The organism is Actinoplanes sp. NBC_00393 (genome assembly GCF_036053395.1).
In the GTDB taxonomy this organism is placed as follows: domain Bacteria; phylum Actinomycetota; class Actinomycetes; order Mycobacteriales; family Micromonosporaceae; genus Actinoplanes.
The window spans coordinates 10,621,838-10,644,664 of sequence record NZ_CP107942.1 but is presented as its reverse complement, the minus strand read 5'-3'; the positions used below and the strand labels follow the sequence as shown (position 1 = coordinate 10,644,664).

19 protein-coding genes are annotated in these 22,827 nt (G+C 71.8%); 11 read left to right on the top strand and 8 right to left on the bottom strand.

The genetic code is table 11. The features are described from left to right. The first annotated feature begins 168 nt into the window (after positions 1-168). The 6 genes from OHA21_RS49360 to OHA21_RS49335 all read left to right on the top strand — a co-directional run bounded on the left by OHA21_RS49360 (position 169) and on the right by OHA21_RS49335 (position 6,494). A complete protein-coding gene (locus tag OHA21_RS49360; RefSeq protein WP_328467553.1) occupies positions 169-1,143 on the top strand; it encodes a 3-oxoacyl-ACP synthase III family protein in 975 nt (324 codons plus the stop codon). Continuing rightward, the gene (locus tag OHA21_RS49355) at positions 1,140-1,880 is read left to right on the top strand and encodes a glycosyltransferase family 2 protein (RefSeq protein ID WP_328467551.1); all 741 of its coding nucleotides are present in this window, start codon (positions 1,140-1,142) and stop codon (positions 1,878-1,880) included. The genes OHA21_RS49360 and OHA21_RS49355 overlap by 4 nt, the downstream gene beginning before the upstream one ends. Before the next feature lie 2 nt (positions 1,881-1,882). Further along, a complete protein-coding gene (locus tag OHA21_RS49350; protein WP_328479037.1) occupies positions 1,883-3,334 on the top strand; it encodes a class I adenylate-forming enzyme family protein in 1,452 nt (483 codons plus the stop codon). Between the two features lie 160 nt (positions 3,335-3,494). Then, the gene (locus tag OHA21_RS49345) at positions 3,495-4,253 is read left to right on the top strand and encodes a glycosyltransferase family 2 protein (RefSeq protein WP_328467549.1); all 759 of its coding nucleotides are present in this window, start codon (positions 3,495-3,497) and stop codon (positions 4,251-4,253) included. Further along, on the top strand, positions 4,250-5,317 hold the full coding sequence (locus OHA21_RS49340) for a cytochrome P450 (protein WP_328467547.1): 1,068 nt from the start codon (positions 4,250-4,252) through the stop codon (positions 5,315-5,317). Before OHA21_RS49345 ends, OHA21_RS49340 begins: the two co-directional genes overlap by 4 nt. A gap of 277 nt (positions 5,318-5,594) precedes the next feature. Beyond that, positions 5,595-6,494 carry an NAD-dependent epimerase/dehydratase family protein gene (locus tag OHA21_RS49335; RefSeq protein WP_328467545.1) on the top strand — a complete coding sequence of 300 codons (900 nt, stop codon included), beginning with the start codon at positions 5,595-5,597 and terminating at the stop codon, positions 6,492-6,494. Positions 6,495-7,080: 586 nt separating this feature from the next. On the opposite strand, the gene OHA21_RS49330 is transcribed toward OHA21_RS49335, so the two are convergent. After that, positions 7,081-8,259: an amidohydrolase gene (locus tag OHA21_RS49330; protein ID WP_328467543.1), complete on the bottom strand. Its 1,179-nt coding sequence runs from the start codon at positions 8,257-8,259 to the stop codon at positions 7,081-7,083. 183 nt (positions 8,260-8,442) lie between these two features. Between OHA21_RS49330 and OHA21_RS52890 the strand changes: the two genes are divergently transcribed. Then, entirely contained in the window at positions 8,443-9,081 is a 639-nt protein-coding gene (locus tag OHA21_RS52890) for a GtrA family protein (RefSeq protein ID WP_442875050.1), read from the top strand. Here the strand turns inward: OHA21_RS52890 and OHA21_RS49320 are convergent. The 5 genes from OHA21_RS49320 to OHA21_RS49300 form a co-directional block, all read right to left on the bottom strand. After that, positions 8,966-9,523: a TetR/AcrR family transcriptional regulator gene (locus OHA21_RS49320; protein ID WP_328467539.1), complete on the bottom strand. Its 558-nt coding sequence runs from the start codon at positions 9,521-9,523 to the stop codon at positions 8,966-8,968. The two genes, OHA21_RS52890 and OHA21_RS49320, sit on opposite strands and share 116 nt — an antisense overlap. A 373-nt stretch (positions 9,524-9,896) precedes the next feature. After that, positions 9,897-11,243, bottom strand: a complete 1,347-nt coding sequence (locus OHA21_RS49315) for a hypothetical protein (protein ID WP_328467537.1) — start codon at positions 11,241-11,243, stop codon at positions 9,897-9,899. A gap of 145 nt (positions 11,244-11,388) precedes the next feature. Then, positions 11,389-13,137: an aa3-type cytochrome oxidase subunit I gene (gene ctaD, locus OHA21_RS49310; protein WP_328467535.1), complete on the bottom strand. Its 1,749-nt coding sequence runs from the start codon at positions 13,135-13,137 to the stop codon at positions 11,389-11,391. 93 nt (positions 13,138-13,230) lie between these two features. Beyond that, positions 13,231-13,797, bottom strand: coding sequence for a S41 family peptidase (locus tag OHA21_RS49305; protein ID WP_328467533.1), 567 nt, complete (start codon positions 13,795-13,797; stop codon positions 13,231-13,233). A gap of 638 nt (positions 13,798-14,435) precedes the next feature. Further along, on the bottom strand, positions 14,436-16,118 hold the full coding sequence (locus tag OHA21_RS49300; RefSeq protein WP_328467531.1) for a DNA polymerase IV: 1,683 nt from the start codon (positions 16,116-16,118) through the stop codon (positions 14,436-14,438). Between the two features lie 266 nt (positions 16,119-16,384). On the opposite strand from OHA21_RS49300, the gene OHA21_RS49295 reads away from it, so the two are divergent. Then, positions 16,385-18,538 carry a sigma-70 family RNA polymerase sigma factor gene (locus OHA21_RS49295; RefSeq protein WP_328467529.1) on the top strand — a complete coding sequence of 718 codons (2,154 nt, stop codon included), beginning with the start codon at positions 16,385-16,387 and terminating at the stop codon, positions 18,536-18,538. Between the two features lie 12 nt (positions 18,539-18,550). On the opposite strand, the gene OHA21_RS49290 is transcribed toward OHA21_RS49295, so the two are convergent. Next, entirely contained in the window at positions 18,551-19,057 is a 507-nt protein-coding gene (locus tag OHA21_RS49290; RefSeq protein ID WP_328467527.1) for a hypothetical protein, read from the bottom strand. Between the two features lie 157 nt (positions 19,058-19,214). Between OHA21_RS49290 and OHA21_RS49285 the strand changes: the two genes are divergently transcribed. Together OHA21_RS49285 and OHA21_RS49280 are read left to right on the top strand one after the other, a co-directional pair. Continuing rightward, positions 19,215-19,481, top strand: coding sequence for a GlsB/YeaQ/YmgE family stress response membrane protein (locus OHA21_RS49285; RefSeq protein ID WP_328467525.1), 267 nt, complete (start codon positions 19,215-19,217; stop codon positions 19,479-19,481). A 56-nt stretch (positions 19,482-19,537) separates the two neighbouring features. Continuing rightward, positions 19,538-20,770 carry an NYN domain-containing protein gene (locus tag OHA21_RS49280; RefSeq protein WP_328467523.1) on the top strand — a complete coding sequence of 411 codons (1,233 nt, stop codon included), beginning with the start codon at positions 19,538-19,540 and terminating at the stop codon, positions 20,768-20,770. A 40-nt stretch (positions 20,771-20,810) separates the two neighbouring features. Here OHA21_RS49280 and OHA21_RS49275 read toward each other — a convergent pair whose 3' ends face one another. Then, positions 20,811-21,419, bottom strand: a complete 609-nt coding sequence (locus OHA21_RS49275) for a TetR/AcrR family transcriptional regulator (RefSeq protein ID WP_328467521.1) — start codon at positions 21,417-21,419, stop codon at positions 20,811-20,813. Positions 21,420-21,568: 149 nt separating this feature from the next. Between OHA21_RS49275 and OHA21_RS49270 the strand changes: the two genes are divergently transcribed. Next, on the top strand, positions 21,569-22,822 hold the full coding sequence (locus OHA21_RS49270; RefSeq protein ID WP_328467520.1) for an MFS transporter: 1,254 nt from the start codon (positions 21,569-21,571) through the stop codon (positions 22,820-22,822). Positions 22,823-22,827 lie beyond the last annotated feature (5 nt).

Genomic DNA, 22,827 nt, shown 5'->3' with positions numbered 1-22,827 from the left:
CTTCGGTCGGGCAGCGGCGCTTCTGAGGATTCCGCCCGCGCTGGACGATAGGTGGGTACCGCGGCCTCGACCGCGCGATGGACAATGGTCGGCCGTGATCATCCAGAACGGGAAAATGATCATCTGACGAGGGGAAACGCGCAGCTGATGCGGGTCGGGATCACGGGCGTGGGCGCCCATCTGCCGGAGCGCGAGGTGACCACGGCCGAGCTGCAGGACAGCGTCTCCCGGTCCGGGGCGGTGCGGCTGCCACGCGGCCTGTTCGCCCGGCTCACCGGCATCGAGCGGCGCCGGCTGGCAGCCGACGACGAGTACGCCTCCACGCTCGGCCTGCACGCCGCACGCAACGCCCTCGCCGACGCCGAGCTGGACCCGCTCGACATCGACCTGCTGCTGTTCGCCTCGGCCAGCCGGGACATGGTCGAGCCGGCCACCGCGCACATCCTGCAGGACAGCCTGGGCAGCCGGGCCCACGCGCTCGACGTCACGAACGCCTGCAACAGCTTCGTCAACGGCATCGACCTGGCCCGGTCGATGATCCTCGCCGGCCGGGCCCGGCGAGCCCTGGTGGTGACCGGGGAGACGCCGTCGCGGGTGATGCGCCCCGGGGTCGCCGACCTGGCCGAGGCGCGGCGCTCGTTCGCCGGGTACACGTTCGGCGACGCCGGCGCGGCCGTGGTGGTCGAGCCGGTGCAGCGCGGCGGCATCCTGGACGTCGACACCGAGACGCACTCCGAGCACTGGACGGTCGGCGGCATCCCCGGCGGCGGGTCCCGGCATCCGCGCGGCGACGAGCACACGTACTTCGCGGGCGACGGCCACCGGCTGCGCGGCGTCTTCGAGAAGGTCGGCGCGAGCATCCTGGACCGGGTCCGCAGCCGGACCGGATTCGAGTACGCCGACTACGCCCGGATCCTCGTGCACCAGGTGACGCTGCCGTACCTGGATCGCTTCGTGGAGGTGACCGGCGTGCCCCGGGACCGGCTGGAGGTGACCGTGACCGGGCTGGGCAACCTGGCCAGCGCCACGCTCGGCGTGCAGCTGCACCGCGCCCGCCCGGAGCTGCGGGCCGGCGACCGGGTGCTGTTGATGGGACTCGGCGGCGGGGTCAGCATCATGACGATGGTCTGGGAGTGTTCGTGACGACCCGGATGTGGGTGGTGGTCCCGGCGTACAACGAGGCGGCCCGGATCAGCGCCACCCTGTACGCCCTGGCCGCACAGACCGACACCGACTTCACTCTGCTCGTGGTCGACAACGGTTCCACCGACACCACCGTCGACGCGGTGCGCGCCTTCGAGGGGTGCGCGCCGTTCCCGGTGCACGTCCTGGTCGAGCCGGAGAAGGGGGTGGGCTGTGCGGTCGACACCGGGTTCCGGCACGCCATCGCGGCGGGGGCGGTGCTGATCGCGCGTACCGATGCGGATTGCCTGCCCCGACCCGGCTGGGTGGCCGCCGCCCGCGCTGCCCTGGAGTCCGGCGCCGGCATGGTCTGCGGCCGGATCACCGCCCGCCGTGACGAGCACGGGCCGGCCGGCCGCGCGGTCTTCTCCGGTCTGGTCGCGCTCGCCGCGCTCTTCGGCCGGTTGCGCCCCGCGCACCGTGGCAGCGGTTACCTCGCGCCGTACCGGATGCACGCCGGCAACAACATGGCCATCACCGGCGAGCTCTACCAGGCCTGCGGCGGGATGCCGCGGCGGCCGTCGCCGACCGACCGGCTCTTCCTGAACCGGGTCCGCAGCACCACGGCGTCGATCGCCCGCAGCCGCACGATGGTGGTGGAGAACTCGACCCGGCGGCTGAAGGCGTACGGCGTGCTGCGGACCGCCAAGTGGTACCTAGACCGGGGCAGCGGCGTGCTGAGCCCGGATCCGAGGTGACGATGCTCGCCGACCTGCGACCGGGCGACGACACCCCGGCCCTGATCCGTGGCCGGCGGGTCGTCTCCCGGGGTGATCTCGCCGAACTCCGCGACCGGTATGCCGCCGCGCTGCACGCGCGCGGACTGCGACCCGGGGACACGCTCGGGCTGGCCGTCCGTCCGGGGCCCCGGGCGCTGACGGTGGTGCTTGCCGCGTACCGGCTGGGGGTTCGCGTCGCGGTCCTGGACCCGACCGCCGGACCCGACGTGCTCACCGCACGCCTCGCTGTGGCCCGTCCGAATCTGATCGTCGCCGACGCGGCCGCGCAGGCGGTCGCCGGGTGGGCCGCGCCGCTGGCCCGCCGGGCCGGGCTCGCCCTGCCCGACCTCGCTGCGCTGGCACCCACCGTGACCGTGGGCCGGCGTCTGCCCGGCTCCGCGCCCGCTCTGCCGCCGGCCACCGGACCGGCGCCCACGTACGACGGGGACGGCGACGCGGTCATCATCTTCACTTCCGGCACGACCAGCAGCCCACGGGCTGTCGTGCACACCCGGTCCGGTCTCGGCACCGGACTCCGGGCGGTATCCGAGCTGGTCAGGCCGCGCCCGGGCGTACCGGTTCTGGGTGGCACCTTCTTCGTGATGCTGCCGTCACTCGCCGCCGGCGCCCCGGTGGCGCTGCCCGCCCGCCGCCCGCGCAACCTGGCCCGGCAGATCGCCACGCTGCGCCCGCAGGCCACCTATCTCACCCCGCCGCAGCTGCGCGCCGCCCTCGACGGTGGCGTGCCGTTCACGGGCCGTGTCTACAGTGGCTCGGCGCCGGTCTCCGCGAACCTGCTCAACCGGGTCCGCGCGGCCGGTGCTGATGAGGCGTGGGGTGTCTACGCGCTGACCGAGGTGTTCCCTGCAGCGGCGGTGGAATCCCGGGAGAAGTCCGAATTCGATGATCCCGGAGATCTGGTCGGCGATCTGCTTCCCGGCGTCCGAGCCCGCCTCGCTGAGGGCGGCGAGCTGCTGCTGGCGGGCGCCGGGGTGTGCGACCGCTACCTCGGTGCGGAACCGCACGAATGGGTCGGGACCGGCGATATCGCTCGCCTGTCCGGCCGGCGGGTGGTCCTCGGTGGACGCTGCAAGGACATGATCCTGCGCCGCGCCGAGAACATCTATCCCGGCCTCTACGAGCCGGCGCTGCATGTTCCCGGCGTCGCTCTGGCCGTGCTGGTCGGCGTTCCCGCAGGTGACGGCGATGAAAAGGTGGTCGCGGTGATCGAGACGGCGCCGGGCGCGAGCGAGGCTTCGGTCCGGGCCGCCCTGCGCGAACCGCTACGCCGGATGGGCGCGGCCGCCCCGGACCGGGTGCTCTTCGCCGCCGTTCCGCTGGCCGGCCGCTCCCGCAAACCCGACCGGGGTGCGGCCGCGTTGCTCGCCGCCGGCATCCCTCACCAGCGGAAACCCTTCGGGGTACGCGCATGAGCACCCGAACCGCCCTCAGCGGCCCCTGCCCCACGGCGACCTGCGCCCCTTCTTCCACCCGCGGCCCCGCCTCCGGCCCTCCTTCCACCCGCGGCCCTGCCTCCGGCATTCCTTCCACCCGCGGCCCCGCCTCCGCGGTCAGTCCTGCGGGAGCCGGACGGTGACGGCGTTCGCGGTGGTCGTGCCCGCCTACAACGAGGCCGCCTCCATCGGCGACACCCTGGAAGCGCTCGCCGCGCAGACCGACACCGGCTTCCGGCTGGTCGTCGTCGACAACGGCTCCACCGACGGGACCGGCGATGTCGTGCGCACATTCGCAGCCCGCGCACCCTTCCCCGTCGAGGTGATCACCGAGACCGAACGCGGCGCCGGAACCGCGGCCGACACCGGCTTCCGGCACGCCATCGCCGCCGGTGCGATGCTGCTCGCCCGCACCGACGCCGACTGCCGGCCGGCCCCCGACTGGGTGGCGACTGCTCGCGCGTACCTCATCGGCGGAGCCGCCCTGGTCTGCGGCCGCAGCGTGCCGCGCCGTGACGAACGACCGTCCTGGCCCGAACGCCATGTCTTTCCCACCGCGGTCCGCGCCGCCGCCCTGTACGGCCGGTTCCGGCGCGCCCATCGCGCCCCCGGATTCCGCACCCCATACGTGCTGGTGCACGGGCACAACCTGGCCCTCACCGCCGACCTGTACCTGACCTGCGGCGGTACCGCCCGCGAACCCCTGGAAGCCGGCTCCGAGGACGTGACCCTGCTGAACCGCGCCCGCCGCCACACCGACCGCATCATCCGCGCCGAGGACCTGGTCGTGGAGGCCAGCCTGCGCCGCCTACGGGCGTGGGGCGCCCGCCGAACCCTGCTCTGGTACTGGGACCGCCGCTGGCGCCCCGGCTCGTCCGCCGAGGTCCACGTCCGATGACCCGGGCACGACGGCGGGACCGGCGGGTCTACCTGCTCAGCCATCCGGTCCTGTTCGCGCTGCTGGCAGCCACCCGGCGGCGTCCGGTGACCCGGCTCGGCGGCACCGTCCTGGCGCATTCCCGGGAAGCCTTTGTGGACGGCCTGACCCGGGTACCCCTGGACCGCACGGCCGAAGGCACCACCGGGGGCGCCGCCGGTCAGCTCACCGGCGGCAGCCTCCTGTTCGATCAGGAAGGCGACGCCCACCGCGGCACCCGCCGCTCCCTGGCCGACTCTCTCGGCGCGGACGGCGTAGCACGCCTCCGCCCGACCTGGCAGAAAGTGCTGGAGCGCCGGCTGGCCCCACTCGCTACCGGATCCGAAGTGGATCTGGTGGACGTAGCAGCCGACCTGGCCGGAACAACCGCGGCCGCCCTGCTCGATCTCGACGTGGACGGCCGCGAACTAGCCACCGCCGCCCGCAACGCGGCCGCAGCCGGCGCCCGCGAGCACCTGCCCAGCCCACCCCGCCCGGGCGCCCGCCGCACCGCGCAGGCCGCCGCGAACCACTTGAACGCCCTGCTGGCACACCCCACCGACGGCCTCGCGGCGATGCTCGCAGTCGCGGCGATCAATACGACGGTCGCGGCACTGCCCCGGGCTGCGGCTTGGTGCGCCGACGACAACCTTTGGGGGTACGCGGAAACCGCCCCCGACACCCTGACCACAGAACTGTTGCGGGTCACCGCGCCGACACCGTTGCTCCCCCGGGTAGCAGCGGAGAACGGACAGGTCGCAGGCCGCCCGGTAGGCAAGGGCGACCGCCTGATCCTGATCGCCCGGCACGCCGTAGACGCCCACCGTCGCAACCCGTCCCCAGAGCACCCGGCACCACCACAAACCGCGCAACTCGTCTTCGGCGCCGGCCCACACGCCTGCCCCGGCGCCCGCCTCGCCCGGCAGCAGCTGACCGACGCGCTGGTCGCGCTGGCCGCCCACCGTCCGGTGGTAATCCGCGCCAAGGTCGACCGGCGAAGCGCCCTCCCCGGTTGGTCATCCCTGACCGTCCGAGCCGGACGATGACCGGCAGCCGGCACGCCGCGGACGCCTGGCGCCGACCAGCTCACACGCGAAGCACCGCAGACGCCACAGGCCGGCCGGCGGCAGTCAATCGTGGCCGGGCGGTGCCAATCGATCGTGGTCGGGCGCCGGCGTTCGATCGCGGCCGCGCGGTGCCAATCGATCGCGGCCGGGCAACGGCAACCGATCGCGGCCGCGCGGTGCCAATCGATCGCGGCCGGGCGCCGGCAATCGATCGCGGCCGCGCGGTGGCCATCGATCGTGGCCGGGTGGGCAGCCTGTGAAAGTCCAGTTGCGGGGTTTGCGGATCGCGGTGACCGGGGCGAGCGGTTTCTGCGGCGGCGTCGTCGCACAAGCCGCCGCGGCCGCCGGAGCCGAGGTCGTCTGCCTGGGGCGGCGGCCCGGTCCAGTCGGGGAGTCGCGGTTCTGGGACGCTACGCGTACCCCGCCCGATCTGACCGGAACTGATCTCGTGCTGCATCTCGCGGCCGCAGTGGGTGACCCCCTGCCCGGCCGCGCTGCGGAGTCCGCGTTCCACGCGGTGAACGTCGACGGCACCGCCCGCCTGCTGGAATCCGCCGGCGACCGCCCGGTGGTCTGGGTGAGCAGCGCCAGCGTCTACGCCAGGTCCGGCCCAGAACCAATCCGTGAAGATCATCCGCTGGGCGGGCTGACCGCTTACGGTCGCACCAAGGCCGCCGGCGAGCGGCTGGCCCTATCGGCCGGGGCGGTGATCCTGCGGCCGCGAGCGGTCTACGGCCCGGGTGATCCGCACCTGCTGCCGCGACTACGCCAGGCGGTCCGCCGCGGCCGGGCAATACTCCCCGGACCGGACATTCCACTGAGCCTGACGGCGGTAGAAAACCTGGCCGACGCCTGCCTGACCGCCCACACCTGGCCATCCGGCGCCTACAACATCGCAGACGCCACCCCCTACCAGCGCGACGAGGTGGTCGCCGCGGCCTGCGGCGTCCCGGTCCAGCACGTACCGATCACCCTGACCCGCGCGGCCGCCACAATCACCACCGGCTTAGCGCGCCTCACCCACCGCGAGGCAACCCTTTCCCGGTACGCCGTAGAGCAACTGACCAACAGCGTCGTCCTCGACATCTCCCGCGCGCGGGACCAGGGCTGGACCCCTGCTCGCACGTTCGCCGACTTCCTGGCGGCCCGACCGTAGACCCTCCCGCGACCGCCGTCCCACCACCTAGATCAGTCCAGCTGACCCCGAGCGTCGCTTCCCAACCGCGCAAGCAGCACTCGCCGTCAGCCGAATCACTCGGCTGACCCCCAGCGTTGCCTCTCAACCGCGGAAACAACACTCGCTGTCAGCCGGGGATGCTCGGCCGACGCCCACGGTCGCTTCCCGGCCGCGGAAGCAGCACCCGCCGTCAGCCGGATCACTCGGCTGACGCCCACGGTTGCCTCCCGACCGCGGAAACAACACTCGCCGTCAGCCGGGGATGCTCGGCTGACGCCCACGGTCGCTTCCCGGCCGCGGAAGCAGCACCCGCCGTCAGCCGGGGTGATCGGCTGACGCCCACGGTTGCCTCCCGGCCGCGGAAACAACGCCAGCTGTCAGCCGGGGATGCTCGGCTGACGCCCACGGTCGCTTCCCGGCCGCGGAAGCAGCACCCGCCGTCAGCCGGGGTGATCGGCTGACGCCCACGGTTGCCTCCCGACCGCGGAAACAACGCCAGCTGTCAGCCGGGGGTGCTCGGCTGACGGCGAGGGTTGCCTTCCGGCTGCGGAGGCAGCAGTGGCTGTCAGCTGGGGTGCGTTGGGCGGGAAGCGTGGAGGTTGATGTAAGCGGCTCGGGCGGCTGGGTCTCGGGCCAGGTCCAGGCCGGTGCGGGCGAGCAGCTTCGCCGCGTGCGCCAAGGCCTCGTCAGCAGCGGGGGTGATCGCGTAGGCGGCGAACTCGTGGGTGTGGGGCATCGCGGTCACGCCGTGCAGGGCGATCGTCGGGTGGATGGATGGGAGGGCGTGGCTGACATTGCCCATGTCGGTGGAGGCTGCGTTCAGGCCGGGTGGCAGGTGTACCGCTGTGCGGCCGAAGTCGGGGAGGTGGCTCGCGTACCGTTCGATCAGCCACGGGTCGTTGCGCAGGTCCAGATAGTCGGGGCCGGTGGGGCGGAAGGCGACGGTTGCGCCGGTGGCCAGGGCGCCGGCTTCGAAGCAGGCGTGGACGCGGCGGCGCAAAGTGGGTAGCTGGGCGGCTTCGGGAGTGCGCACTTCGTACTCAAGAATGCAGTTTTCCGGGATGATGTTGGTCTTGTCACCGCCGGCACGGATAAAACCCGCTATTCGGTACGCCGGAGGTGTCTGATGGCGCAGCAGGCCGATCGCGACCTGGGCGACCACTGCGGCGTCCGCGGCGTTCACGCCCTCCCACGGTGCAGCGGCGGCGTGCGCGGGCCGGCCCCGGTAGGTGACTTCGAAACGGCTGCAGGCCTGGGTGCTGTCGCCGGCGCCGGCGAGGTCGGACGGGCCGGGGTGGGCCATCATCGCCACGGTCACGTCGTCGAAAGCGCCGGCGGCGAGCATCAACTGCTTGCCTCCGCCGCTCTCCTCGGCTGGTGTGCCGAGGAGTTTGACGCGGAACCCGTACCGATCGGCGGCAGCTTTGAGGGCTATCGCCGCGCCGGCCGACGCCGCGCAGATGATGTTGTGACCGCAGCCGTGGCCGATGCCGGGCAGCGCGTCGTACTCGGCGCAGATCCCGATGGTCAGGTCGCCGTCGCCGTACTCGGCGGTGAGCGCGGTCGGCAGCTCGCCGACGCCCTCGGTGACCTTGAAGCCGGCGTCGTCGAGCAGCGCGGCCAGCTTCCCGGCCGAGGCGTGTTCGGCGAACGCGACCTCGGGTTCGGCGTGCAAGCTGTGGCTGAGCGCGGTCAGCCGGTCCTGCCATTCGTCGATCGTGGTGTCGGTAACCGTGTATCCCACGCCGCTCCTCTCGACCCGCTCGGACCCCGCAACCCGGTCGGTTCCCGGGCAGTGCCGTAGAGAAACTGTCCACATACGGACAGTGATGGGGTAAGCCTTCTCACGGTGTCAACAGCGTTGACAGCCGGGGTCAACACTGTTGACACTACGACGGTCATCATCGCTGTCCGAAAGCGTTCAGTCATGCGTCTCACTGCCGCGCACCGCCGCCTGCTCTGGTTCATGCTGGTCGGCGCAGTCAGCACGGTCGTGCAGACGATCGTCTATGTGGGTGTCCGGGAGGCTGTCCCGGCGACCTGGGCGAGCTGGCTGGCGTTGCTGGTGGTGACCCCGCTCAACACCGAGCTGCACCGGCGAGTCACGTTCGGTGTGCAGGTCAGCGCGGTCGGGCGGCTGCATGGGGAGGCCGGCCTCACGTCGGTCGCGGTCTACCTGGCGAATCTGGCTGCCGCGCCGTTGTTCGACGGACTTGCCGGCCCGAACCCGCATGCGGTGACCGAGGCGCTGATCCTGGCACTCACCGGAAGCCTGATCGGCGGCGCCCGTTACCTGCTGCTTCGCAGCTGGGTCTTCGCCGCGCACCGGCACCAGCCGACAGATCAACCACCCCGGCACCGGCGGGCAGATCAACCACCCGCGCACCGGCCGGCGGATCAACTAACCGCGCACCAGCCGGCAGACGAGGCGCCCGGCCGGATGCAGTGCTTCAGGCCGGGTCGTCGCTGTCGAGCAGCCGCTGGATCGCGTCTCCGTAGAGCTCGACGATCACCGGCCGGTCGGCGCTCCGCAGCACCGGATCAGCGACCAGCCAGTACGCGCTGATCAGCCCGGCGAACTGAGCCGCAGCCAGCCGCGCCCGCAGTTCCGGGTGGGCGCCACCGATGCGGTCCGCGAGCGGTCCGGCGAACACGTCGTGCATCGAAGCCCGCAACCGCTCCTTGATCTCCGGCCGGTCCGAGGCGCTGAGCATCGCCCGGTAGACCCCGGCGACCCGGCTCTCCGACGCCTCGAGGACGAAACGGACAAGCTCCCGCCCGAGTGTCTCGATCGGCCCGGCCAGGATGCCCGGCAGCTCGGCGGAGGCCGGCACGGTGGCCAGGAACAGCCCTTCCTTCGACCCGAAATGCCGGATCACCAGGGCCGGATCACAGCCGGCGACCGACGCGATGGCCCGCACGGTGGTGGCCGCATAACCGTCGCGCACGAACAATTCGGTCGCCGCGCAACGAATCGCGTCCCGGGACGGGGGGTTCGGCGGCGGCACCGGCCCATCCTATGGCGCGGCGCCGACCGACCCGGAACACCAGGCCGATCGGCGCCTGCCCCAGCCGCGAACCGGCACCCGCGCCGGCCCCAGCCGCGAACCGGCCAGCGGCAAGTCCGAGCCTCAAGCCGGGGCCGGGCCGGGGCCGGGGGCTGGGGCCGGGGCTGGGGCTGGGGCCGGGGCCGGGGGCTGGGGCCGGGGCCGGGGGCTGGGGCCGGGGGCTCGGGCCGGGGCTGGGGCCGGGGCCGGGGGCTGGGGCCGGGGCTGGGGCTGGGGCCGGGGCCGGGGGCTGGGGCCGGGGCCGGGGGCTGGGGCCGGGGGCTCGGGCCGGGGCTGGGGCCGGGGCCGGGGCCGGGGCTGGGGCCGCTGGCGCTCAGCGCTGGCGGCGTCGACCCAGGACGAGCGCGACCACCCCCGCCACGACCAGGCCGGCACCGCCGACACCGATCGCGGCCACATTCGTACCGGTCAGGGCAAGTGCGCCTCCACCCGTACCCCCGCTGCTCTTGATCGGGGCACTCACCGCAACCGGCTGGGTGGCCGGCGGCTTGGACGGCGTGGCCGAGGCCGAAGGCGAGGCGGAGGGCGAAGCCAAGCGGGACGTGACCGCAGGCGTCGGGACCGGCTGGTGGGTGACGGACCGGCCGCGGGCCGGCGCCGGAGCGCAGGCAGCCACCGACAGATGCCCGAGCGCCACGTCGAGCAGATGCACCCGCCCGATCTTGACTTCGAGGCGCAGGGTGGACGCCTCGGCGCCCACCTGCCGCCCGCGGAACTCCGAGCGCACCTTGCCGAGCGAGAGGCGCACAGCGAGCGCGGACGGCTGCCGCTCGGTGATCCGGCCGAGCAGGCTGAGCGACACGTCGGCGCCGGCGTCCTTGAGCGTGCTCACCTTCTTGCCGCCGGTGCTGATCTCGAGCACCGCGGGCCGATAGTCGACCTTGGAGTGGGCGCGGTCGCCGCCGGCGGTGACTTCGAGGGTGGGCTGGGTGACTACCTTGATCGAGACTTCCTGCGGGGTGCCGGCGAAGAGGCTGAGGTCACCCAGGGCGACACCGGCCCCGGAGCGTACGCCGATGCGCCCGCCCCGCAACGGCACGAGATCGGTGGCGCTCTGCGTTGATCCGGTCGGCCCGACCCGGAGCAGGCTGGTCCTGCGCGCACTGTGGGTGATGTCGTTGATCGCCTGGATGCCGGGCACCTTGGCGTTGCCCTCGAACACGGACAGCCCGCCGAGCATGGTCGCGGACCGGGTGAGCGGGCCGGTACGCCCACACCGGTACCCGTCCTCCCAGGTCGCCGCGGCGGTCGCCCTGCCGAGTTTCACCGTCGCGATGCCGCCGACGTCCAGGCCCGCGAGGTCCACACCGGCCGGTCCGGAGCGGCTCGGCGCCCGGTGCACGGCGGCCGCGTCGGTGAGCGGGATGCCGAGGATGCGGCCGTCGGCGTACCGGCCGGTGGCGACGGCCTTGTGCGGCTTGCCGGAACTGTCCGCGCGGCCCTGAGCGACGGCGAGCCGCACGTCGGCGAGGGCGGGCAGGTCGGGCGCGAGCGGGCCGGGGTCGAGCACCGTGATCTTCGCGAGGTCGGCCTGCGAGCGGGCGGTGAAGCCGCCGACCGAGCAGTCCGGGCTGCCTTGGAAAGCCGCAGCAGCGGCAGGTGTGGCGGGCATCAGCAGGGCGGCCACGGCTGAGGCGGCTCCGAGACGGGCGATCGGCATGAGCATCCATTCCGGGTGGGGAAGTTGTCCGACCTTTCATCGCCTCGCCCGGTTGGAGAGCTACGGGGGTTTTGAGCAGCACTCACGATGAGCACACACCGGCAAAAGGGGCAGATACCTAGTTACCGGGGCGCAGCTGCGTCGTTCAACGATCCGTCCGGTCCTCCTGGTACGTCGCCCCGCCAGTGGATTCCTCGGTCAGCGGGCGCGCCCCGCCCTCGGGCGGCCCGGCCACGGACTGCTCGCCGGCTGCCAGTTCGGGGAACTTCTCGTCGAACGCCGGGCGCTCGGAGCGGATCCGCGGCATCCGGTCGAAGTTGCGCAGCGGCGGCGGGCTCGAGGTCGCCCACTCCAGCGAGTTCCCGTGCCCCCAAGGGTCGTCGAGAGTCGTCACCTGACCGGCCTTGTACGACTTCCACACGTTGTAGAGGAACGGCAGCGTCGCGATGCCCAGGATGAACGAGCCGATCGTCGAGACCATGTTGAGCGTGGTGAAGCCGTCGCCGGGCAGGTAGTCCGCGTACCGCCGGGGCATGCCCTCGGCGCCCAGCCAGTGCTGCACCAGGAACGTGGTGTGGAACCCGATCAAGGTCAACCAGAAATGCAGCTTGGCGAGCCGCTCGTCGAGCATCCGGCCGAACATCTTCGGGAACCAGAAGTAGATGCCGGCGAACACCGCGAACACGATCGTGCCGAACAGCACGTAGTGGAAGTGGGCCACCACGAAATAGCTGTCGTGCACCTGGAAGTCGATCGGCGGCGACGCGAGCAACACCCCGGTCAGGCCACCGAGCAGGAAGGTGACCATGAAGCCGATCGCCCACAGCATCGGTGACTCGAAACTGATCTGGCCGCGCCACATCGTGCCGATCCAGACGAAGAACTTCATCCCGGTCGGGATCGCGATCAGGAAGCTGAGCAGGCTGAAGAACGGCAGCAGCACCTGACCGGTGGCGAACATGTGGTGCGCCCACACGCTCATCGACAACACCGTGATCAGGATCGTTGCGGCGACCAGGGTCTTGTAGCCGAACACCGGCTTGCGGCTGAAGACCGGGACGACCTCGGTGATGATGCCGAAGAACGGCAGGGCGATGATGTAGACCTCGGGATGGCCGAAGAACCAGAAGAGGTGCTGCCACAGCATCGGGCCGCCGGTCTCCACGTTGAACACTTGCGCGTCGAGGATCCGGTCGGCGGCGAGAGCGAACAGCGCCGCCGCCAGGAACGGGAAGACCAGCACCACCAGCAAACTGGTGAGCAGAATGTTCCATGTCATGATCGGCATCCGGAACATGGTCATGCCCGGTGCCCGCAGGCAGATCACCGTGGTGATCATGTTGACCGCGCCGAGGATCGTGCCGACACCGGAGATCGCCAGGCCGACCACCCACATGTTGCCGCCGACGCCCGGCGAGTGCGCCCCGGTGCTCAATGGCGTGTACGCCGTCCAGCCGAAATCCGCCGCCCCGCCCGGCACGAAGAACCCACCGAACGCGATCAGGCCACCGAACAGGTACAGCCAGTAGGCGAAGGCGTTGAGCCGCGGGAACGCCACGTCCGGCGCGCCGATCTGGATCGGCACCACGAAGTTCGCGAAGGCGAACACGATCGGTGTCGCGAAGAACAGCAGCATGATCGTGCCGTGCATGGTGAACAGCTGGTTGTACTGCTCCGGCGAGAGAATCTGCATGCCCGGCCGGCCCAGCTCGGCCCGCATCATCAGCGCCATCGCGCCGCCGATCACGAACCAGGCCAGGGCGGTCGCCCCATACATGATGCCGATCTGTTTCGCGTCCGTGGTGCGAAGGGTCCGGGCCAGCCAGGAGCCGCGGACCTGGCGGCGAACAGGGTGCGGCCGGGTCTGCACAGGGCGCGGTGCGACAGCGGTCATCGGAAACTCCTCCGGGGCATCGACTACCCGCTCTGCACCGTTCGTACCGCTGTTGCGGCAGGTTGCCAACCCGGCCACATCCATCAGCGCGGATCAAGCCCCGGGACGTGCACCATCTGCACAAGCAAGCATCGCGGCCGCCATCTCGTCGCCTTCGGCGACCTCGATATCCGGGATCACGCCGGTGCCTTCCCAGTTGCTCCCGGTCAGTGGATCAAGGACCACCCCATAGGGAACAAGAGCGACGACGTACGCCGAGACGCGCACCGGAACACAATGGTCCGCGGCCCCGGCAGTGCGCCGGCCGACCACCGCGACGCCGCGGTTCTGCAGGACGTACGCCAGCGCCTCCCCGGACGAGTAGGTGCGCTCGCTGACCAGCACTGCGCCTGTCTTTGCCGAGCCCATCGGAATCGTGCGGTATTCATCGACCCGCTCGTTGGTGGTGACCGTCGCCAGTGGAACCACCTCGGGCCCGAGGACGAAACTGGCGAACCGGGCGAGGGTCTCCATGTCACCACCCCCGTTGCGGCGCAGGTCGAGGATCACGCCCCGGCAGTCACGTGCACGGCCGAGCGCCTCCTCGACGAACGGCCCCGCAAACTTCCAGGCCTCCAGGCTGTCGACCCGCACCACCGCGACGTCCGCATGCCGCTCCACCGACGCCACCCCACCCCCGGCCCGAGCAACGGCCGCACCGTCCGGCGGCGGCCAGCCCATCGGCTGCCCCTGATCCGGTACGAGCCCACCGCCCCGCCGGAACTCAAGAGTCAAATGCCGCGAGTAGGCGTGACACACCTTCTCGATCCGCCGACAGTTCTCCGCGGTGATCCGCTCGGTCGCGCCCCTGAACTCCCGACCCAGCGCCCCCGCGAGCAGTCCCGCCCGTTCCCGGTCCGGCAGCAGCCGCTCAACCCACGTCCCGATGGCAGCAGCAACGCCGGCCACAGTGTCCCCAGCCCCAGCCCCAGCGCCTGCCCCTGCGTGGTCAGTCACATCACTCATGCGCCGACGCTAGGCCGCCCCAGCGATCCGATATGCCGCCTTCATCAGGCAAGGTCCACTTTGCCGCACCCGCCTCTGCCCGAGGCAGATCTGCCGGCCGCAGAAAGCAACCGAAGATCGAGGCGCGATGCGCGCTTGCCCGAGGCAGATCTGCCGACCGCTGAAAGCAACCGAAGATTGGGGCGCGATGCGCGCTTGCCCGAGGCAGATCTGCCGACCGCAGAAGGCGACGATGATCGAGGCGCGATGCGCGCTGCGGCCGGTGTCGTCTGCGGCCCTACTTCCAAGTCACGTCACCCCTCCTTCTCCCGCCAATCGGGTGGGTCCGCGGGCCGCAGGCATGGATCGTCCGCAGCAAAGGTCCGCACCGGCCCCGGCGGAGTGTGCGGCCCTTCGAACCGGACCGTGACCCGGCCCAGCCCGCTCCCCCAAACCCAGCCCGCGCCGCGCTCCTCATGCCACACGTCCTGTCCCGGCCGCCAGACCACCGCCGCCCCCGCACGGTCTGTCCCGGTCGTATCCACAGACTCCCGATCTTGCAGTGCGGGCCCGGCGGAACTCGGCCCACCAGCCACCGGGGAGCCCGGCCCGCCGACCAAAACCCCGGCCGGGCTCATCCGCTCCGTCAGGTCCGATGCCTGGTCCCTTGGCCGACCGGCTTCCGGAGCACGCTGCTGCCCAGAATCCGCCGCCTCCGGCGGATCACCCGGCGGGCCGGCAAAGACATGGTCGAACCCCTCGTCCGCCAGGCTTGCCGGCCCGGCCGGAACCGCCGCCGACCACAACGAAGCCGGCAGCGACGAGAACGGCTCGTCCCGCGCGGATTCCGGCAGCGACGAGAACAGCTCGCCCCGCGCAGATTCAGGCAGCGACGAGAACAGCTCGCCCCGCGCGGATTCCGGCAGCGACGAGAACAAATCGTCCTGCGCGAAATCCGCCAGGGTCGACACGCCCACGCCGAGCAACCGGATCCCGCCCGACGTGTCGATCTCGGCGAGCAGTCGCCGGGCCAGCTGGGCCACCAGGCGGGGGTCGTCGGTCGGCTGGTCTCGGGTGATCGCCCTGGTCACCGTGGTGAAGTCATGGTGGCGGACCTTGATGTTCACGGTCCGCCCGGTGATGCCGCCGGCCCGCAGGCGGCCCGCGACCCGGGCGGACAGCAGATCCAGCTCCCGGTTGAGCCGCCCGGCATCGGTGAGGTCGACGTCGAAGGTCTCCTCCGCCGAGACCGATTTGGCCTCCCGCTCCCCCACCACCGGCCGGTCGTCGTCGGCGCGGGCCAGACGGTACAGCCCGCCGCCGTGCGCCACCCCGAACCAGTCGACGAGGTCTTCCAGGGGGACCTTGGCGAGCTGCCCGACCGTACGAACTCCGGCTCGGTGCAGGCGTTGCTCGGTGGCCGGGCCGACGCCGCCCAGCCGGCCCACCGGCAGGGGGTGCAGGACCGTGAGCTCGCCGCCGGCCGGGACCACCGTCAGACCGTCCGGCTTGTTGAGCTCCGAGCCGATCTTGGCGAGAAGCTTGGACGAGGCCACGCCGACCGACCCGGTGACGCCGCCGGTAGCCTCGGCGATCTCGCGTTTCAGGCGCAGGGCGAGCTCGGTGACGCCGCGCGGGCTCAGATCGTGGTCGCCGGCGGCCAAGTCAAGGTACGCCTCGTCGATGCTCACCTGCTCGACCAGCGGGCTCACCTCGGCCAGCAGCGCCATCACGACCTGGCTGGTCATCTTGTACGCCGCGAATCGCGGTGACAGATACGCCGTACCGGGTGGGCAGAGCCGCCTGGCCTGGGCCATCGGCATCGCGGAGCGCGCACCGAACGCCCGTGCCTCGTAGGACGCAGTGGACACCACGCCCCGGCCGGCCACCCCGCCGACGATGACCGGCCGGCCGCGCAGAGAGACCTTGTCTCGCTGCTCCACCGCGGCGAACATCGCGTCCAGGTCGACGTGCAGGATGCTCGGCTCGGCCCTCATCGGCCCTCCCCCGCCCACCCGTCACACCACACCCCCGAAGACTAGGCCGGGGGTATGACAAGACCGGCTGAAGTAACCCCAGGTGAGCCCGAGAAACCACGAAACCTCTCGATGGGAGCGTGACCATCCTCGCTTTACAGCCCTCCGGGGCTGTGCCACGATACGGCTCGATCATCAGCCAGTCGCACATTGCCGCAGCTAGCGGACGCACCCCTGATCCCAGCCAGGCATGAGCGTCGATGTACGCGGCGGGAGAGAGCGGGACGGTGACAGACAGTCAGACTGCGGTCGCGGACGATGTCGGAAGTCTGGTCCGCGCCGCACAGGGTGGCAGTGTCGGCGCCGTGGATCAGCTCATCGCCGGTCACCTCTCGCTGATCTACAACATCATCGGCCGGGCGCTGGACGGCCACCCGGACGTCGACGACCTGGTCCAGGACACCATGCTGCAGGCCTTCCGCGGCCTCGGTTCCCTGCGCGACCCCGATCGTTTCCGTTCCTGGCTGATCGCGATCGCGTACCGCCGGGTCCAGATGCACCTGCGCACGCGCAAGATGACCCTGTCCCGGCGCCACCCGGAGCCGGTCGACGTGGCCGACCCGGTCGGCGACTTCGCCGAGCGCACCACCGCCGAGCTGGTCGTCACCGAGCAGCGCCGCGAGCTGGCCGAGGCCGGCCGCTGGCTGGACGAGAGCGACCGCCGGCTGCTGGCGCTCTGGTGGCAGGAGGCGTCCGGCGACCTGACCCGCGCCGAGCTGGCCACCGCGCTCGGTGTGAAGCCGAACCACGCCGCGGTCAAGGTGCAGCGGATGAAGGCGCAGCTCGACCTGAGCCGCAGCGTGGTCCGGTCGCTGCGGGCCAAGCCGATCTGCCCGGAGCTGGCGGAGCACGTCCGGTTCTGGGACGGCAGCACCGACTCGGTCTGGCGCAAGCGCCTGGCCCGGCACGTCCGGGACTGCCCGAAGTGCCGGATCCACCAGCGTGGCCTGATCACGCCGGAGCAGCTGCTGCTCGGCGTGGTGGCGCTGCCGGTTCCGGCCGCGCTGCTCGCCGGGATCCAGGCGGCCGTGCACGGCGGCGCGGCGGTGACCGCGCCGGCCGCCCTGGCCGGCGGCACGTCTCTGGTCGCGCACGTGCAATCGCTGGTGCACCACAAGACCCTGGCGGCGGCCACCGCGGTGACGGTCGCGGCGGGCGGCGGTTTCGCGTACGCCGTACTCCACACCCCCGCCGACCTGGACACTCCCGGCGCGCTGGCCCCGGCGCCGGCCACGGTCCCCGCCCAGCCCCCGGCCTCGGCCGGGCCCGCACCGGCCGCGAGCCGAAGCGCCAGTGCCGCGCCCGCGGCGAGCAAGGCCGCCCCGACCGCACGCCCCGTCGCCGGTCTCGGCGTCAACGCGGCCGACATCTACGTCTCCCCGACCGGCTCGGACGACGGCGACGGCTCCCTGGGCCGCCCGTTCGCGAGCCTGGCGAAGGCCGTGGCGGTGGTCCGGCCGGGCCAGACGATCGCGCTGCGAGGCGGAACCCACCGCCCCACCAGCCCGATCGCGATCACGACGAGCGGCACCTCGTCGCAGCCCATCGTGCTCAGCGGCTACCGCGGTGAGCGGGCCGTCGTCGACGCCTCGGCGATCCCGGCCGACGAGTGGGCGATCACCCAGGAGTCGTCGTTCTGGACCGTTCGGGACCTCGAGATCTCCGGGGCACGCAACGCCGCGTACACCTGCCTGGCCTGCACGAACAGCATCTTCCAGCGGCTGAGCGTGCACGACGCGGCCGGCTCCGGGCTGATGCTGCGCAACGCCGGGACGGCCGGCAACCAGGTTCTGGACAGCGACTTCTACGCCAACCGGGGCTCCGGGCTGGCCGTGCAGTTCGGCGAGGGCGACGGGAACGTGCTGCGCGGCAACCGCTCGTTCCGCAACGGTGGCGACGGGATCAACCTGGGCGCGTTCGGCAGTGCGGTGTCGGTTCAGTACAACTGGTCGTACGACAACGGGGCGAACGGCTTCGCGGTCGGCGGTGGCAGCCCGGCCGCAGCCGCCGCGCACCGGGTGCGCCACAACGCCTCCTGGGGCAACAACGGGCACGGCTTCGTCGACGAGGGCAATTCCGCCGCGATCGAGCTGGGCAACAACACCGCGTTCCGCAACGTCAACCTCGGGTTCGCGATGACCACCGCCCCGGCCGTGCTGCGCAACAACGTGGCGCTGGGCAACACCCAGGGCGAGTTCGGCCTGTCCACCGGCGCCAAGGCGAACAACAACAGCTGGCAGGAGGGCGCCTGGTCGGAGTCGGCCTTCGGGTCCACGGACGCGTCGGTCGCCGAGGGGGCGCGCGCCGGGGACGGCGGGCTGCCCGGCACGTCGTACCTCAGCACCGGCAACGGCGTGGGCGCCTCGATGTCCGGAGATTGACCGGCCCGGCTTTCAGCTTGCGCTGAGTGCCGCCGGGACCTGCCATTCGGGGTACGGGTCCACGTCCGGATCCTGTTCCGGCCCACCCGCCGCCGTGGCCCGCAGCAGCAGCGAGGTCCCGTCGGCGCAGTCGAGGCGCAGTCCGCACGGCGCCTTGCCCCGCTCTTCGGTCGGACCGAGGTCGGGCAGCGCCACCAGCTGCCAGGAGCGCAGGGCGGCCGGGCGGGCGGTGTCGAGCAGCCAGGCGGTGAACACGGCGATCCGGTCGACGCGCCGGGACGGCGGCGGCAGTTGCTCCGGCGTGGGCAGGGCGTTCTCCCGCGGCCACACCGCACCCCAGAGGTACGCCTCCGCGCCCGTCTCGTACCGGACGCGGATGCCCGCCGGCGACGCGCCGCCGGGCACCAGGTCGTGGCCGTAGCGTTCGACCGCGGTGATCTCGGGGTGGCCGCTCGCGGTGACCAGCGCCTCGATGACGTCGAGGATCCGGGAGAGGTGCACGGCTCCAGCCAACGCCATCGGGCCCGCACCGGGTCACCCACATTGTGCGATGCGGCCGGATGGCATGGAGGAGTCATGCTGAAGGTGCGCCCGTGATCCCCGGCTCAGCCGGTTTGCCGCCGGCGGTCGTCTGGGAACTCCGTGGGCGCATCCACCCCGGACCCGAGGAGCTGCAGTGGAAGTAACCGGCTTCTTCACCGCCATCATCATCGGTCTGATCATCGGAGCACTGGGCCGGCTGGTCCTGCCCGGCAAGCAGAGCATCCCGCTCTGGCTCACCCTCGTGATCGGCGTCGTCGCCGCGATTCTCGGTACGTTCCTGGCCGGCATCCTCGGCGTGGACGACACCCGTGGCATCGACTGGATCGAACTCGCCCTGCAGATCGGCCTCGCGGCCGGTGGCGTGGCCCTGGTCGCCGGCACGCGCGCCCGGCGCCCCTGAGCGAGCCGCGCCCGGGCCCGGCCACCCGGCCGGGCCCGGCACGGTAGGTTTCGGTCATGGCCCGCGTACGCGCCGCTCTGTATCTCGACTTCGACAATGTGTTCAGCGGACTCATCAAGCAGGACCCGGACGTGGCGATCCAGTTCGCCAAGGAGCCGGGCGCCTGGCTGTCCCGCCTGACCACGACGCTGACGGTCGACGGTCCGCGCCGCTGGCTGATCGTTCGCTGCTACATGAACCCGGGCGGCTGGGTGCCGCACCCCGATCCCACCGCCGGTCAGCCACGGCTCTACTACTCGCAGTTCCGGCCGTTCTTCGTGAACGCCGGCTTCGAGGTGATCGACTGCCCGCGGCTGACCCACACCAAGAACGCCGCGGACATCCGGATGGTGGTCGACGCGGTGGACGCGCTGGCCGACCCGGTGGTCTACGAGGAGTTCGTGATCGCGTCGGGTGACTCCGACATGACCCCGCTGCTGGTCCGGCTGCGCCGGTCCGACCGGCGGACCACGATCGTCTCGCCGTCGGACGCGGCGGAGGCGTTCATCGCCGTCGCCGACCGGTTGATCACCAGCCAGGAGCTGTTGGAGCTGGTCCAGGGCGAGCCGGTGGACAGCGACGAGGACCCGGTGGCGGTGGAGCCCGGCGAGTCCGACGGCCCGGTCACCTACGAACAGTTCCGGGACCTGGTCCGCTGGCGGTACGACGCCGCGCCCGGCCCGCTCAACCTGGCCTCGCTCGCCCACGACCTGCGCCGCCAGCTCGGCCCGAGCGTCGACCAGACGAACTGGTTCAGCTACGGCGGCTTCGTCCGCGCCCTGGAGAGCCTCGGCCTGGCGCACGCCAAGTTCTCCAACCATTTCGTCTGGGACGACAGCCGGCACGACCCGCCGGAGTCGTCCGGTGCGGCCGGCCCCACCCCGGAACCGGTGGGCCGTCTCAGCGCGCTGCTCAGCCTGCCCCGCCTGCCGCAGGAGATGTGGCCGGCGGTGTACCAGGCGCTCGCCGACTACGCCGCCTCGCACCATTTCAACCTGACCGAGGCCACCCGCTGGGCCCGGGACCGGCTGGCCGAGCAGGGCGTGGACGTCAGCCGGGCGGCGATCGCCTTCGTCACCCGGGGTACGGCGTTCGGCGGCGCCCCGCTCTACCGCCAGCCACCGCCGGACGCCGCCGAGATCGCCGTCGCCTTCGCCGCCAACGTGCTGAACCGCGCCGAGGCCGCCTCGATCAACCTCACCGACGACGAGGCCGCCCAGGTCCGCTCCTGGCTGGGCGCCAACCCCTGACCCCGGCTGGTTGACAGGGCTGTCAGCCAGCTGACCGGGGTTACGCGAAAAGACGCGCGGCGGCGGCGTCCCAGGCGGCGACCAGGTCGATCGTCCCGGGTTCGCGCAGCCACTGGATCTGCAGGCCGTCCATCATCGCGACGACCTGGCTGGCCACGGCACGCGGATCGGCGGGCGGCGGCACCAGCGCGGCGAGGGTGTTCATGGTGCGCTCCTGGCGCGCCTGGAAGTAGTCGTGCGCCGGATGGTCCGGGGCCAGTGACTCGGCCTCCAGCACCGCGAAGAGCCGGACGATCTCCGGCTGCCCGGCGTTGCGGCGGACCAGCGCGGCGCAGACCTGCTGGAGGCTGACCAGCGCGGGACCGTCCGAGTAGAGCCGTTCGACCGGCACGCCGAGTTCGCCGGCCAGCGAGCGGGCGTCGGCCTCGTCGCGGTGCTCCAGGACGGCGACGAGCAGGCTGTCCTTGGACCCGACGTGGTGCAGCAGGCCGGGCACGGTGAGGCCGCAGTCGTCCGCCACGTCCTGCATCGACAGCCCCCAGAACCCGCGCTCGGCGATCAGCCGGGTGGTCACCTCGATGATCTGCCGGCGCCGTTCGGCTGCGGGCAGGCGGGCGCGGTCGCGGCGTAATGGCTGTGCCCTCTTCACAGCGTCTTTCCTACCAGCAACCTATTGCCTTGCCCGGCGAGCCGTCGCTATGTTGCCAAGTAGTTAATACCTAGTAGGTACTCAGTAAGAATCTCCCCAGCTTGATCCCCCTTTCCGCGGTGTCCCACACCCCTCTGAGAGGACACTCCGTGACGACGACGTCACCAAGCGATGAGATAGCCCGCCCGAAACTGCGCGGCGCGAACCTGCGCCTGCTGATCGGGATGTTCCCCGCCAACGTCGGCATGTACCTGCTCTGGGGCGCCATCCCCGGCATCCTGCTGCCACTGCAGATCGAGGAGATCGACCCGGCGAACAAGGCCGGCAACCTGGCCGTCGTGGCGACCATCGGCGCGTTCGCCGCGATGCTGGCCCAGCCCCTCGCCGGCACCATCTCCGACCGCACCCGCACCCGGTTCGGCCGCCGCGCCCCGTGGATCGTCGGCGGCGCCCTGACCGGCGGACTCGCCCTGGTCGGCCTCGCCTCGGCGAACACCCTGGTGCAGATCGCGATCGCCTGGACGATCACGCAGATCGCCTACAACTTCGCGCAGGGCCCGCTCGGCGCGATCATGCCGGACCGGGTGCCGGCCGCGCTGCGGGGCACATTCGCCGCGGTCAGCGGTCTGGGCCTGATGCTCGGCGCGATGGGCGGGCAGATCGCCGCCACCGGCTTCGCCGAGAACATCAGCGCCGGCTACCTGACCTTCGCCGGGATCACCCTGATCGCGCTGACCCTGTTCGTGCTCTTCTGCCCGGACCGCGACAACCGGGGCGAGGAGCGCCGGCCGTTCTCGCTCGCCGCGCTGCTGCACAGCTTCTGGTTCAACCCGCGCCGGCACCCCGACCTGGGCTGGGCCTTCCTCGGCCGGCTGCTGCTCTACCTCGGTTACTTCCTGGTCAGCGGCTACCAGCTGTACATCCTGCAGGAGCACATCGGGCTCGGCGACGACGCGGTGGCGTTCGTGCCCGTGCTCGGTGTCGCCGCGCTGGTCACCACCCTGATCGCCACGGTGGTCGGCGGCCCGCTCTCGGACCGGTTCGGCCGTCGCCGGATCTTCGTCTTCGCCGCGTCCGTCATCTGCGCGGTCGCCCTGGTGATCCCGTGGGTGCTGCCGACGAAGACCGGCATGCTGCTCTACGCGGTGATCTCCGGCTTCGGTTTCGGGCTGTTCCAGGCGGTCGACACCGCGCTGATCACCGAGGTGCTGCCGGCCCAGGAGGACTTCGCCAAGGACATCGGCGTGGTCAACATCGCGGCCACCCTGCCGCAGGTGGTGGCGCCCGGCGCGGCCGGCGCGATCGTCGTCGCCCTCGGCGGGTACAGCCCGCTCTTCCCGGTCGGCATCGCCCTCATGCTTCTCGGCGGCCTGGCCGTCGTGCCCATCAAATCGGTTCGCTGAAAAGC